Origin of the sequence: Burkholderia sp. 28_3 (assembly GCF_003253915.1) — a bacterium.
Classification (GTDB): Bacteria; Pseudomonadota; Gammaproteobacteria; order Burkholderiales; family Burkholderiaceae; genus Burkholderia; species Burkholderia cenocepacia.
Genome location: NZ_QKZF01000013.1, coordinates 103,816 through 116,231, shown reverse-complemented (window position 1 = coordinate 116,231; position 12,416 = coordinate 103,816). Strand labels below are relative to the sequence as shown.

The window sequence follows — 12,416 nt, the reverse complement described above, 5'->3', positions numbered from 1 at the left end:
CTGTCGTGGAAATGACGACACTACTCTCGTGCCGTGCAGTCCCGCGCGGTTCCATTTCACCGGAGCGCAAATGGAAATACAAAACCCGCACCCTTCCCTCACTACAAATCGAGTTGTTCGCCTGCGTCCACTTACCGAACGCATCGGATTAAGCAAAAGCGAGATCTATAGGCAAATTCAGGCCGGAACGTTTCCTCGGCCCATTCCGCTTGGCGTGCGCGCTGTTGGCTGGCTCGAGCGCGACATCGAGGCATGGCTCGCTGCGCGTGCGAATCGGGGCCAACCACAATGACGAACGACACATCGAACGCACGCGCAGTAGCACGCGACGAGAAAAAGCGAGCCGACGCTGCTTTCTACAAAAGTGAATTGACGCGTCAGCGCGAGCGGTTCGCCAAAGCGCTTGGGCAAAGCGTTGACGAAGCCCGTCGTGAGGCCGCTTGCTGGATCGCGGCGGCGGCCACGGTGTTCGAACGCGATGCCGAACGCATGCCGTCGCGTGCCAAGCGTGCTGTCGAACTCCTCAAGCACGCGGTTTTCATGCTTGATCCGAAGGCCCCGGCATGACGTCTCGCCAAAGTTACTTTGCCGTGGTGAAGGGTGCGGCGAGTCGGCCGCCTCATGCGGCCGCCGCTGGCCCGTCCCTCCCCGATTTGCACATCGCGGCGGTGCGCAGTATCCTGTGCACGTCGTTGAGACAACAGCGACCCGGATTGGCGTCCGGAACATGCAAAAGGCGGACAACCGCCGCAGCGCGGTTTTTTTACGTCCGCACGCTAAGCGCCTTCAATGGTCGGGCCTTGGCGGGGGTGCCTTCGGGCACGCCGGTTTCCTTTTGCGCCGGTACGCCAACTCCGTCATGTGCTCGGCCACCCCAATTGGCGTTGGGGGCCGGGTTCCGAACTCAGCAAAAGGAGGTCGCACCCAATGCGCCAGTCGTCGCACGCCCGTACCGGGCAGCAATCCCACCTCATTCAATCCATTGTCCGCGCAGCTCTGCGCGACGCGGCAACCGCCAACACGTATCAGGACGCGCTCGATGCAACCGGCGCAGCATTGGCGGCCATCGCCGCGCTCGTCCGTGCGGAGGTGCGTCATGGCTGACCTGCGCTGCAAGATTGGCGATCTGGCGATCGTCACGCAATGCGATGCGCGTTCACGCATCGGCATGCTGGTCGAGGTGGCATCAGCTCGCCCGACGCCCGATCACGATTGGCGCGTGCGGATCTTGGGCGGCCCCGTCTCGGGGCGCAGCGCCTACGATCGGCGGTTCGGCGAATTCACGCACGCGGCCGTCTACGACTGGAACCTCACGCCGATTCGCGGCGAAGCGGAGCTGGATTGCACGATCGATGTCGGGCAACTCCTCGCGTCGATTCTGGAGGTGCGCCATGTCTAAATACCGCCTGCCGAACGAAGTCACGATGATCGCCATGTGTGCGGCCCATCAGTTCGCCCAGCTCGAAGCCCTGTTCGATGCTGTCCGTTCGCATCTTGCGGAGGGCACCTACGAGCGGGCGCTCGTCGACATGGGGCAAAGCGTTGCGAGCCGGTATTCGGCCGAAATGCGCCGTACCGCGCAGCCGGAGGTGTGCAATGACTGATCAACGCATCCGAACCGCGGTTGTCGACGGATTCGACAACGCACCGCCGCTGGATACGGGCGCACCGATCGAGCTGCAATTTGCCGTCGACCTCGGCGCGATCTGCGCCGACGCATGGCTCGACCTGAAAGGCGACGTGCGGCTGCACGACTACGCGGCCCATCAAGCCGCCGCGTTCGCACGCGGCATGGAATCCGCCATGCAGGACGCTGGCGACGTCGACGCGCACCGCGTGACGATCAGCCGCCAAGCGTTCGCGGCCGGCCTGATGGGGCGCGTGCAGCAGCACCTGTTCGCGGCGCTCGGCCTCGTCACGCGCGAACCGCGCACGACGCACTGAGGGGCGGTCATGGCAAAGACGAACAAGAATGCCGTGCAGCCGCTCGCGTCGCACTTCGTGGCCGAGGTGAACCGCCTCGATTCCGCCCGCATCGGGACACGGATCAGCGATGCGATGGAGCTGCTGGACAGCCTGCATTGGGCGGCTGACAAGGCCATGTCCGATGACGACTACTGGCTTGTGCTGAGCCTGTTCCGCGCGTCCCTGCCGTCGATCGGCGCGGCGCTGGAGGCGGCCAACGACGCCCTTGGGGAGTCACGGCTCGGCCGCTACGTCTACAGCAACGACGTCACGGCCGGCGGGGCCGTTCTATCGGTGCCTCGCGCGGCCGGCTGACGCTGCGCCGCTAGGCATCGTCGCATCATTCAATTCTTCGCGCGTCGGGTAGCTGCTTACCCGATATGGACTACTAATCGGAAGCCGACCGACGCGCGTCCAGTGGGAACCTATGAGTAACGCACCCATGTCCGAATTCGAGCGGGCGAGAGTCGCGCTCGGCTATGTTCCGCCCGACGACCGCGACACGTGGCGTCAGGTGGGGATGGCGCTCAAGGCCGAGTTTGGCGAGGAGGGCTTCGCCCTCTGGAACGAATGGAGCCAAGGCGCGCAGAACTACAACGGCAAGGACGCGCGCGATGTGTGGAAGTCGTTCAAGGGCGGCAAGATCACCATCAATACGCTGTTTCACCTCGCCAAGGTCGGCGGCTTCGATCCGCGCGCGCATCGGGCGAAGCCAGTCGATCCAGCGGAGCGCGAGCGGCAGAAGGCCGAGCGCGCGGCCCGCGAAGCGGCCGAGCTGGCCGAACTGACCGAGAAACAGCAAGCCGCGTCGGCGCTCGCTGAATCGATCTGGTCGGCGGCCGAGCCCGCGCCGGCCGATCACCCGTACCTCGTTCGAAAGCGCATCCCGGTCGACGCGCTGCGCGTCTATCGCGGCGGCTTGTGCATCGGCACGGCCGCATGCGACGGCGCCCTCGTCATCCCGGCCCGTGACGCGGACGGGAAGCTGTGGACGCTGGAGTTCGTCCTGACGGACGGCCAGAAGCGCTATCTGCCGAACGGCCGCAAGGCGGGCTGCTTCTCGCTGATCGGCGGCCCGCTATCTTCCGCGCCGTCCACGCTGCTGATTGGCGAGGGCTACGCGACGTGCGCGACGCTCGCGGCCGCGACGGGCTATCCGGCCGCCGTCGCGTTCGACGCCGGCAACCTGCACGCCGTGGCGACTGCACTGCGCGGCCAGTATCCGGACGCGCGCATCGTCGTATGCGCCGATGACGATCACACGACGAAAGGCAATCCGGGCGTGACGAAGGCCCGTGCGGCGGCCGAGGCCGTCGCCGGCATCGTCGCGGTGCCTGACTTCGGTCCGAACCGCCCGGCGGCCGGCACCGACTTCAACGACCTGGCTGTCCATCTCGGCCCGGATGCGGTGGCCGCCGCCGTGCGTGCTGCGCTCGCCTCGGCCGGCTCGGCGGACGCCGGCAAGGCCAAGGCTGCTCCAGTCGCCGCGAAGCCCGCCAAGCGCCCGAAAACGGCCCGAGCGCAGGACGGCAAGTCGCGGTTTGTCGTCGACGACAAGGGCGTGTGGTTTCACGGCTTCAACAATCAGGGCGATCCGCTGCCGCCGCATTGGGTCAGCACGCGTATCGACGTGATTGCGGAGACGCGGAACGAGATGAACAGCGAGTGGGGTTACCTGCTCGAATTCACGGATCGCGACGGCATCCTGAAACGATGGGCGGTGCCGGCCGGCCTCTTTGCCGGCGACGGCACGGAGCTGCGCCGCATGCTGCTCGATATGGGCGTGAAGCTCGGCGTGACGCAGATCGCCCGCACGCAGATCGCCAACTATGTGCAGATGGCGCAACCGGACGAGCGCGTGCGCTGCGTGCCGCGCGTCGGCTGGCATCACGGCGCGTTCGTGCTACCCGATCGCGTGATCGGCACCGGCAAGGAGGCGCTGATCTATCAGGCCGACACGCCAATCCAGAGCCAGTTCAAGGAGCGCGGCACGCTCGACGACTGGCAACGCGAGGTCGCGGCCTACTGCGTCGGCAATAGCCGGCTGCTGTTCTGCGTCGCTACCGCCTTCGCTGGTCCGCTGCTGCATTTCTCCGGGCTTCAGTCGGGCGGCTTCCACCTGCTCGGCACGACGTCCAAGGGCAAATCGACCGGCGGCGTCATCGCCGCGTCCGTATTCGGCTCGCCGGACTACGTGCGGAGCTGGAAGGCGACCGACAACGCGCTCGAAGCCGTCGCCACGCAGCATAGCGACGCGCTGCTGATCCTCGACGAAATCGGGCAGGTCGAGCCGCGCTTGGTTGGCGATGTGATCTACATGCTCGCGAACGAGTCGGGCAAGGCCCGCGCGTCGCGTAGCGGCTCGGCCAAGCCCGTACTCACGTGGCGGCTGCTGTTCCTGTCGAACGGCGAAAAGAGCGTGTCCGCGCTGATGGCCGAAGGCAACAAGCCGATGAAAGGCGGTATCGAGGTGCGCTTGCCCGCGATTCCCGCCGAGGTTGGCGAAATGGGCGTCGTAGAAAACCTGCACGGCTTCCCGACGCCGGCCGCGCTGATCGAGCATCTTGAGCGGCACGCCGGCATGCACTACGGCACGGCCGGCCCCGCATTCATCGAGTGGGCGTCGTCGCAGGCCGGCGAGCTGGCCGAGCATCTGCGCATGCGCGTCGACGAGCTGGTCGGGCAATGGGTGCCGGACGGTTCGCATTCGCAGGTCGCGCGCGTCGCCAAGCGGTTCTGCCTCGTTGCGGTGGCCGGCGAGTTGGCGACGGCGCACGGACTGACCGGCTGGCCGCAGGGCGAAGCGGTCGAGGCTGCGCGTCGCTGCTTCGAAGGCTGGCTCGAACTACGCGGCGGCACCGGCAACTCGGACGAGGCCGAAGCCGTGCGGCAGGTACAGCATTTCCTCGCCGCGCACGGTGACAACCGTTTCGTGTGGATGAACCGGGCGCAGGACGACCATCGGCCGAACGTGCCGCATCGAGCGGGCTTCAAGCAGCACGTGAAGCGCGACGAGCGGCGCACGCCCATCGCCTCCGATCGCGAGTATTACGCCGAGTTCGGCGGCAAGATGAGCGCCGACGATGCGGAAAGCGTCGAGACGGAATACCTGATCGAAGCGGCCGTGTTTCGGAAGGACGTGTGCGCCGGCTTCGATCACAAGATCGTCGCCAAGGCACTGATGAAGCGGGGCGTGCTGATGCCGCGTAGCGACGGCTACCCATACCGGCAGGAATACATCCCCGGTCACGGCAAGTTCATGGTCTATCGCGTGTTGCCGTCCATCTTCACGCTTGAGCTGTGAAATGCACCGCCGCCGTCCGGGAGGGCGGTGGCGGGCATTCCTTTGCGCGGCATTTTTGGCCCGTGCGTCAAAGTTACTTTGAGCGATACGCTCCAGACGGAACTGGGCCGGCGATGGCGGCGAATCTTGCCGCAACCGTAACAATCCAGCCCGGTTTATCTCCAGTATCTCCAGCGTTCTCCAAATCGTTTGGAGACACGCGAAGCCTTACCCCATAAGGCTTTGCGGCCGATTCGGACGTTTATCTCCAAATCTCCAACTCGTTTTGCACTGAGCGGACAGGCGTCGACCGTCTGCGTCGACCGCGTAGCCAGACGGGGCGCGGCTCTCCGGGATTCGAAGGGCGTCGATGACGTGTTTTCGAGGGGGTGTCCGCGACGCGCCCCGATCGGGCATTGTTGCGCCGGTCGCAAGTGTCGGGGTGGCGGGAAAGCGGGGGACCCTGCGTCTAGGGCAAAGACGCGGGGGCTCACACCCGCGTGTTTTTCCTACTCCCGGCGCGCCTAAGGGGGGTCATATTCATACCGACATGCAGGGGACCGACAGTGCGGTGCCAACTCCGAAAAATCGGTGGGAGGTGCGCGGCAAGGGGGTCATACGCGTGGTGGCACGGGTCTATCTTGCAGCCGCGATCGGGATGATCTTCGCCCCACCCTGTTTGTCGAGATAGTCCGCCCACCACTGCATCATGCGATGGCGCTCGGACAGATACTCGGCGTGGTTGTATGCCGCCCGCACACCGTCCTGCTCGGAGTGCGCGAGCTGACGCTCGATCCAGTCGGAATTGAAGCCCTTCTCGTTCAAGATCGTTGAGGCAAGACCACGGAACCCGTGCCCGGTCATGCGACTGCGATAGCCCATTCGATAGAGCGCGTACAGGATCGTGTTCTCGCTCATCTGCTGCAACGGTCTGCGGCTATTCGGGAACAGCCAGCGACGATGGCCCGTCAGCGCGCGCAGCTCGGAAAGCAGCGCGATCGTCTGCTCGGCGAGCGGCACGATATGCACGCGGCGCATCTTCATCTTCTCGGCCGGAATGCGCCACTCTCGGCGCTCCAAGTCGATCTCCGTCCACTCGGCCTGCCGCAGCTCGATGGTGCGAACGAACGTCAATGCCAGGAATCGCAAAGCGAGCCGGGTCTCGGGCTCGCCTTCATAGGAAGCGATCGAGCGAAGCAACTCCGGCAGCTCGCTTTCGCCGACTCGCGCCATATGCTTGACGGGCACCGCCTTCAATGCGCCTCGCAGGTCCGGCGACGGATCTCGCTCGGCACGGCTCGTTGCAACGGCATAGCGAAAGACTTGGCCGCATGTCTGCAACGTCTTGCGCGCCGTCTCGAACGCCTCTCGTCCTTCGATTCGTCGAATGACCGCGAGCAAATCCGGGGCGCCGATCGAAGAAATCGGGCGCTGGCCGATCAGGGGAAACACCTCGCGATCGAGCTGTTTCTTGACTCGGTTCGCGTGCGAAGCGCTCCATGTCGCTTGCTGCGCCTCGTACCACTCCAGCGCGACGGCCTCGAAGGTGTTCTGTGCGGCAATGGCGCGAGTCTGCTTCTCGACGTCACGCTCGAACGCAGGGTTCTTCCCTTCCGCTAACAGCCGCTTCGCTTCGTCACGCCTCGACCGAGCATCAGCGAGCGACGTCGAGGGATAGTCGCCGAACGTCAGCAGGTTTTCTTTGCCATTGAACCGGTATTTGAGCCGCCATTTCTTCGAACCACTGGAACGCAGATCGAGATACAGGCCGCCGCCGTCGAAGAGTTTGTTTCCCCCGGCCTCATCGAATCTAGCGTTGCGGCACTTGGCGTCGGTAAGAGGTTTGGTTTTCATTATTCGTCGGGGTACGGCATACCCCCAAATCCCGGAAGTTATACCCCGAATCTTACCCCCAAATTTTGGGGATGCCCCGGCCCCTCACGGGACGTCCTGAAACAAAAAACCCGCGTCAGCGCTAGGCTGGACGCGGGTTTTGGGACTTCCGGGTACTACTTGAAACTAGTGTTTGGTGCCGGCTGCAGGACTCGAACCCGCCACCTGATGATTACAAATCAACTGCTCTACCAGATGAGCTAAGCCGGCGTAGCGCGAGATTCTACCTCATTTCACGATCTTGAGGCGAGGTCTGCTGCCGCCTTTCGAGCCGTCGCCGTCGGTTTTCGGCGGTTCGTCGGCCCCTTCGGACGGCTCCTCGTTCGCACCGCTATCGGCGACCGGCGCCAACGGCGAGACGGACTCGTCGCGCTGCGCGTCATCGGCTTGCGCGGCATCATCGTCGAACGCGCCCGAATCCTCGCCTTCGCCCGCGACCGCATCGACCTGGAACGCCATGCCCTGCCCGTTCTCGCGCGCATAGATCGCGAGCACGTTGGCCACCGGAATCTCGATCTTGTGCGCCTTCCCGGAGAACCGGGCCGTGAACTCGATCCACTCGTTGCCCATCTGCAACTGGCTCGTCGCCTCGAAGCTGATGTTGAGCACGATCTCGCCGTCACGCACGAACTGACGCGGCACGCGCGTCGAGTTGTCGACCCTCACCGCGATATGCGGCGTGTAACCGTTATCGGTGCACCACTCGTACAACGCGCGCAGCAGATAAGGCTTCGTTGAAATCTCTTGCATCACAATCCTCGAACCCGGAGCGGGCGCGCGGCACGCCGCGCCACCCGCTCCGTCATGCCTTCATTGCAACATTAACGACGCATGACCTTTTCGGACGGCGTCAGTGCTTCGATGTAGGCCGGACGGCTGAAGATCCGTTCGGCGTACTTCATCAGCGGCGCGGCGTTCTTCGACAGCTCGATGCCGTAGTGATCCAGGCGCCACAGCAGCGGTGCGATCGCGACGTCGAGCATCGAGAACTCTTCGCCGAGCATGTACTTGTTCTTCACGAAGATCGGCGCGAGTTGCGTCAGGCGATCGCGGATCGCGAGGCGGGCCTTCTCGTGATTCTTCTCCGCCGCCTTGCCCTTCTCGTTCTCGAGCGTGCTGACGTGGACGAACAATTCCTTCTCGAAGTTGAGCAGGAACAGGCGCGCACGGGCGCGCTGCACCGGGTCGGCCGGCATCAGTTGCGGATGCGGGAAGCGCTCGTCGATGTACTCGTTGATGATGTTCGATTCGTACAGGATCAGGTCGCGCTCGACCAGGATCGGCACCTGACCGTACGGGTTCATCACCGAAATGTCTTCCGGCTTGTTGAACAGGTCGACGTCGCGGATTTCGAAGTCCATGCCCTTCTCGAACAGCACCAGCCGGCAACGCTGGGAGAACGGGCAAGTTGTGCCGGAATACAGAACCATCATATTTGCGTTTCCTCAAAAAAGCCGAGGGCCGGCACGCGGCGCAACCCCTTTCACGGGTTCCGCCTTGCGCCGGCCCCACGCCGGTCAGGCGTGTTTACTTGATATCTTTCCAGTACGCGGCATTCAGCCGCCAGGCCAGGAAAGTCAGGACACCGAGAAAGATCAGCACCCACACGCCGAGGCGCTTGCGGGTCTGCTGGGCCGGCTCGGACATCCATGTCATATAGGCCACCAGGTCGGCGACCGCAGCATCGTAGTCGGGCGACGAGAGCGTGCCCGGCGTGACCTGCTGGAAGCCGACGAGCACGTGGGCCTTCTCGCCCGTCTCCTCGTCCGTCTTGTCTTCGAATTTGGCAACGCGCTGCCCCTGCAGCTGCCACAACACATGGGGCATGCCGACGTTCTCGAACACCGCGTTGTTCCAGCCAGTCGGCCGCGTATCGTCGCGGTAGAAGCTCCGCAGATACGTGTACAGCCAGTCGCGGCCGCGCGCGCGCTCCTCGACCGACAGGTCGGGCGGCGTGGTGCCGAGCCAGTTCTTCGCGTCGTCGGGCCGCATCGCAACGGACATCGTGTTCCCGACCTTGTCGGTCGTGAACAGGAGATTCGTTTCGATCTCCTTCTGGGATATGCCCAGATCCGTCAGACGGTTGTAGCGCATCAGGTTCGCGCTGTGGCAGTTCAGGCAATAGTTTACAAACAATTGCGCGCCGTGCTGAAGCGAAACGAGATTTTCCGTGTTATCGGGCGCCCGGTCGAGCGGAAAATTACCTTCCGCCCGCACGGCCGGCGCCGCCAGCAGCGCACAGGCGGTCGCCCCGATCAGCGCGAGTGTCGAAAGCAGTTTCTTCATGTCGTTCTCTCCTCGCTCACGTTAATGGGGCTTGAAGCGCACCCGCTCCGGCGGCTGCTTGAACGTGCCAAGCGGCGTCCAGACGGGCATGCCGAGGAAGAACGCGAAATAGATCAACGCGCAGAACTGCGCGATCAGCGTCGCCGCCGGCGAGGGCGGCCGCGTGCCGAGGAACGCGAGGGTCAGGAACGCCGCGACGAAGATCCCGAGGAACACCTTGTGGAACAGCGGCCGGTAGCGGATCGACTTCACCGGGCTGCGGTCGAGCCACGGCAGGAAGAACAGCGAGATCACCGCCGAGCCCATCACGACGACGCCCCAGAACTTCGACTCCGTCAGGTACATGAACACGACGATCGCGGCCGCCAGCACCGGCAGCCCGACCTTCCACTTGCCGCGCGCGCGGATCAGCGCGAGCACGCCGAGCAGCGCGATCACGATCATCAGCACGATCTTGAACGGGTCGGTGGTCGCGCGCAGCATCGCGTAGAACGCGGTGAAGTACCAGACCGGCGCGATCTCGGGCGGCGTCTGCAGCGGGTTCGCCGGGACGAAGTTGTTCGCCTCGAGGAAGTAGCCGCCCATCTCCGGCGAGAAGAACACGATCAGCGCGAACACCATCAGGAACACGCACACGCCGAGGAAATCGTGGACCGAGTAGTACGGGTGGAACGGGATGCCGTCGAGCGGAATGCCGTTCTCGTCCTTCTTCGCCTTGATCTCGATGCCGTCGGGGTTATTCGACCCCACTTCGTGCAGCGCGACCAAGTGGGCGACGACGAGGCCGACCAGCACCAGCGGAATCGCGATCACGTGGAACGCGAAGAAGCGGTTCAGCGTGACGTCGGACACGACGTAGTCGCCGCGAATCCACAGCGACAGGTCCGGGCCGACGAACGGGATCGCCGAGAACAGGTTCACGATCACCTGCGCGCCCCAGAACGACATCTGGCCCCACGGCAGCAGGTAGCCGAAGAACGCTTCGGCCATCAGGCACAGGAAGATCGCGCAGCCGAAGATCCACACGAGCTCGCGCGGCTTGCGGTACGAACCGTACAGCAGCCCGCGGAACATGTGCAGGTAGACGACCACGAAGAACATCGATGCACCGGTCGAGTGCATGTAGCGGATCAGCCAGCCCCACGGCACCTCGCGCATGATGTACTCGACCGACGCGAACGCGAGCATCGAGTCGGGCTTGTAGTTCATCGTCAGGAAGATGCCCGTGACGATCTGGTTGACGAGCACCAGCAGCGCGAGGGAGCCGAAGAAGTACCAGAAGTTGAAGTTCTTCGGCGCGTAATACTCGGATACGTGCTTCTTCCAGGTGGACGTGAGCGGGAAGCGCTGGTCGATCCAGCCGGTGAAACCTGTGGTGGAGACTTCCTTGTTGTCGGCGGCCATCACGCTTCTCCTTTCTCGTCCTTGCCGATCACGAGGGTCGTCGCCGACGTGAACATGTAGGGCGGGATGTCGAGATTCTGAGGCGCCGGCTTGTTCTTGAACACACGGCCGGCGAGGTCGTAGGTCGAACCGTGGCACGGGCACAGGAAACCGCCCGGCCAGTCGTCCGGCAGGTTCGGCTGCGGACCCGGCGTGAAGCGTTGGCTAGGCGTGCAGCCGAGGTGCGTACACACGGCCATCACGACGAGAATGTTCTTGCGATCGGCCCGCGACCGATATTCGTTGGCGCAATACGCGGGCAACGGCATCGAATACGGGGATTTCGTGGCCGGATCGGCCACTTCCTTGTCGGCCTTGACCACGTCGGCCAGCATCGAATCGGTGCGATTCAGGATCCAGACCGGCTTGCCGCGCCACGGCACGGTGACCATTTCGCCGGGCTTCAGGCCGCTGATGTCGACCTCGACCGGCGCACCGGCCGCTTTCGCTTTCGCGGACGGCGCAAGCGACGCCGCGAAAGGTATGACGGTGGCTACGCCTCCTACGCCACCTGCTACGGATGTCGCAATCAGCCAGGTACGGCGGCCGCTGTCGACGCGTTTCTCTTCCTTGTCTCGCATCACACGCCCCACTTCTGAGTTGGATTTTCCGTCACGACTTTCCATTCCGCCGCTAGTTTGCTCGAATGGAGTCGCCATTTACAAGGCCCGGAGATGAAAATCCCTTCGAAGTGATTGATAGTTAAGGGTTATCCCCCACTATCGGAGCGATTAAATCATTTCACTTTTAAGCGGACGCTACATTGTGAAATTTCGATGCACTGCCGCAAATCCGGCGCTCAGACCGGATTATGAATATCGATAAAAAGGTGTTCGAGATCGAATTCTTCGGACAAATGGCGCCCAAGCGCCTGGATCCCGTAGCGCTCGGTCGCATGGTGCCCCGCCGCAACGAACGCGACGCCGCTCTCCGCCGCCGCGTGGGTGGTCGACTCGGACACCTCGCCGGTCAGGAACACGTCCGCGCCGGCGTCGATCGCCGCGTCGAAATAGCTCTGCGCGGCGCCCGTGCACCACGCGATGCGGCGCAACTGCGTGTCCGGATCGCCGAGCACGAGCGGCGTGCGGCCCAGCGTGTTCTCGACCTTCGCGACGAAGTGCTCGAGCGTGACGGGCATCGGCAGCGTCGCCATCCAGCCGAGATCGCCTTCGCCGAACCGCTGCTCGCCGATCAGGCCGAGCTTTTCGCCAAGCTGCGCGTTGTTGCCGAATTCGGGATGCGCGTCGAGCGGCAGGTGGAACGCGAACAGGTTCAGGTCGTTCGCGAGCAGCAGCTTCAGGCGCTGATACTTGCGGCCGGTGATCTGCGGCGCCTCGTTGCGCCAGAAATAGCCGTGATGGACGAGCACGGCATCCGCACCCCATTCGAGCGCGGCTTCGAGGAAGGCGACCGACGCCGTCACGCCGGTGGCGATCTTCTCGATCTTGCGGCGCCCCTCGACCTGCAGGCCGTTCGGGCAATAGTCCTTGAAGCGCGCGGTTTCAAGGGTATTGTTCAAGTACAATTCAAGTTCGATCCGATCCAT

15 protein-coding genes and 1 tRNA gene are annotated in these 12,416 nt (G+C 63.9%); 8 read left to right on the top strand and 8 right to left on the bottom strand.

The features are described from left to right. Positions 1-70: 70 nt before the first annotated feature. The 8 genes from DFS13_RS24915 to DFS13_RS24875 all read left to right on the top strand — a co-directional run bounded on the left by DFS13_RS24915 (position 71) and on the right by DFS13_RS24875 (position 5,269). Positions 71-292, top strand: coding sequence for an AlpA family transcriptional regulator (locus tag DFS13_RS24915; RefSeq protein WP_080484275.1), 222 nt, complete (start codon positions 71-73; stop codon positions 290-292). Further along, a complete protein-coding gene (locus tag DFS13_RS24910; RefSeq protein WP_069239085.1) occupies positions 289-567 on the top strand; it encodes a hypothetical protein in 279 nt (92 codons plus the stop codon). Before DFS13_RS24915 ends, DFS13_RS24910 begins: the two co-directional genes overlap by 4 nt. Positions 568-927: 360 nt before the next feature. Beyond that, positions 928-1,104: a hypothetical protein gene (locus DFS13_RS24900; RefSeq protein WP_111442231.1), complete on the top strand. Its 177-nt coding sequence runs from the start codon at positions 928-930 to the stop codon at positions 1,102-1,104. Further along, complete coding sequence (locus DFS13_RS24895; protein WP_111442241.1) at positions 1,097-1,399, top strand: hypothetical protein; 303 nt, start codon at positions 1,097-1,099, stop codon at positions 1,397-1,399. Before DFS13_RS24900 ends, DFS13_RS24895 begins: the two co-directional genes overlap by 8 nt. Next, positions 1,392-1,604: a hypothetical protein gene (locus tag DFS13_RS24890; RefSeq protein WP_111442230.1), complete on the top strand. Its 213-nt coding sequence runs from the start codon at positions 1,392-1,394 to the stop codon at positions 1,602-1,604. Before DFS13_RS24895 ends, DFS13_RS24890 begins: the two co-directional genes overlap by 8 nt. Continuing rightward, the gene (locus DFS13_RS24885) at positions 1,597-1,944 is read left to right on the top strand and encodes a hypothetical protein (protein WP_004522498.1); all 348 of its coding nucleotides are present in this window, start codon (positions 1,597-1,599) and stop codon (positions 1,942-1,944) included. The genes DFS13_RS24890 and DFS13_RS24885 overlap by 8 nt, the downstream gene beginning before the upstream one ends. Before the next feature lie 9 nt (positions 1,945-1,953). After that, on the top strand, positions 1,954-2,280 hold the full coding sequence (locus DFS13_RS24880) for a hypothetical protein (protein WP_111442229.1): 327 nt from the start codon (positions 1,954-1,956) through the stop codon (positions 2,278-2,280). 127 nt (positions 2,281-2,407) lie between these two features. After that, the gene (locus tag DFS13_RS24875; RefSeq protein WP_166677930.1) at positions 2,408-5,269 is read left to right on the top strand and encodes a DUF927 domain-containing protein; all 2,862 of its coding nucleotides are present in this window, start codon (positions 2,408-2,410) and stop codon (positions 5,267-5,269) included. 615 nt (positions 5,270-5,884) lie between these two features. Here DFS13_RS24875 and DFS13_RS24870 read toward each other — a convergent pair. From DFS13_RS24870 to DFS13_RS24830, 8 genes are all read right to left on the bottom strand, one after another. Further along, positions 5,885-7,102: an integrase arm-type DNA-binding domain-containing protein gene (locus tag DFS13_RS24870; RefSeq protein WP_111442227.1), complete on the bottom strand. Its 1,218-nt coding sequence runs from the start codon at positions 7,100-7,102 to the stop codon at positions 5,885-5,887. A gap of 173 nt (positions 7,103-7,275) precedes the next feature. Further along, positions 7,276-7,351, bottom strand: a tRNA-Thr gene (locus DFS13_RS24860). A gap of 18 nt (positions 7,352-7,369) precedes the next feature. Further along, positions 7,370-7,891: a ClpXP protease specificity-enhancing factor gene (locus DFS13_RS24855; protein WP_006485328.1), complete on the bottom strand. Its 522-nt coding sequence runs from the start codon at positions 7,889-7,891 to the stop codon at positions 7,370-7,372. A gap of 71 nt (positions 7,892-7,962) precedes the next feature. Continuing rightward, positions 7,963-8,574 (bottom strand): glutathione S-transferase N-terminal domain-containing protein, encoded by a 612-nt coding sequence (locus DFS13_RS24850; protein WP_006400565.1) that lies wholly within the window; start codon positions 8,572-8,574, stop codon positions 7,963-7,965. A 94-nt stretch (positions 8,575-8,668) separates the two neighbouring features. Further along, positions 8,669-9,427, bottom strand: coding sequence for a cytochrome c1 (locus DFS13_RS24845; RefSeq protein ID WP_006477108.1), 759 nt, complete (start codon positions 9,425-9,427; stop codon positions 8,669-8,671). 21 nt (positions 9,428-9,448) lie between these two features. Further along, entirely contained in the window at positions 9,449-10,831 is a 1,383-nt protein-coding gene (locus tag DFS13_RS24840) for a cytochrome bc complex cytochrome b subunit (protein WP_006485333.1), read from the bottom strand. After that, positions 10,831-11,451, bottom strand: a complete 621-nt coding sequence (gene petA, locus DFS13_RS24835; RefSeq protein ID WP_006491868.1) for a ubiquinol-cytochrome c reductase iron-sulfur subunit — start codon at positions 11,449-11,451, stop codon at positions 10,831-10,833. Before petA ends, DFS13_RS24840 begins: the two co-directional genes overlap by 1 nt. A gap of 218 nt (positions 11,452-11,669) precedes the next feature. Next, positions 11,670-12,416 (bottom strand): Nif3-like dinuclear metal center hexameric protein, encoded by a 747-nt coding sequence (locus DFS13_RS24830; protein ID WP_006485336.1) that lies wholly within the window; start codon positions 12,414-12,416, stop codon positions 11,670-11,672.

Coding starts and splice junctions, on each gene's coding strand:
- petA (WP_006491868.1), bottom strand. CDS start 11,451: ATGCGAGACAAGGAAGAGAAACGCGTCGACAGCGGCCGCCGTACCTGG.
- DFS13_RS24845 (WP_006477108.1), bottom strand. CDS start 9,427: ATGAAGAAACTGCTTTCGACACTCGCGCTGATCGGGGCGACCGCCTGT.
- DFS13_RS24890 (WP_111442230.1), top strand. CDS start 1,392: ATGTCTAAATACCGCCTGCCGAACGAAGTCACGATGATCGCCATGTGT.
- DFS13_RS24895 (WP_111442241.1), top strand. CDS start 1,097: ATGGCTGACCTGCGCTGCAAGATTGGCGATCTGGCGATCGTCACGCAA.
- DFS13_RS24900 (WP_111442231.1), top strand. CDS start 928: ATGCGCCAGTCGTCGCACGCCCGTACCGGGCAGCAATCCCACCTCATT.
- DFS13_RS24875 (WP_166677930.1), top strand. CDS start 2,408: ATGTCCGAATTCGAGCGGGCGAGAGTCGCGCTCGGCTATGTTCCGCCC.
- DFS13_RS24915 (WP_080484275.1), top strand. CDS start 71: ATGGAAATACAAAACCCGCACCCTTCCCTCACTACAAATCGAGTTGTT.
- DFS13_RS24910 (WP_069239085.1), top strand. CDS start 289: ATGACGAACGACACATCGAACGCACGCGCAGTAGCACGCGACGAGAAA.
- DFS13_RS24855 (WP_006485328.1), bottom strand. CDS start 7,891: ATGCAAGAGATTTCAACGAAGCCTTATCTGCTGCGCGCGTTGTACGAG.
- DFS13_RS24840 (WP_006485333.1), bottom strand. CDS start 10,831: ATGGCCGCCGACAACAAGGAAGTCTCCACCACAGGTTTCACCGGCTGG.
- DFS13_RS24870 (WP_111442227.1), bottom strand. CDS start 7,102: ATGAAAACCAAACCTCTTACCGACGCCAAGTGCCGCAACGCTAGATTC.
- DFS13_RS24880 (WP_111442229.1), top strand. CDS start 1,954: ATGGCAAAGACGAACAAGAATGCCGTGCAGCCGCTCGCGTCGCACTTC.
- DFS13_RS24885 (WP_004522498.1), top strand. CDS start 1,597: ATGACTGATCAACGCATCCGAACCGCGGTTGTCGACGGATTCGACAAC.
- DFS13_RS24830 (WP_006485336.1), bottom strand. CDS start 12,416: ATGGATCGGATCGAACTTGAATTGTACTTGAACAATACCCTTGAAACC.
- DFS13_RS24850 (WP_006400565.1), bottom strand. CDS start 8,574: ATGATGGTTCTGTATTCCGGCACAACTTGCCCGTTCTCCCAGCGTTGC.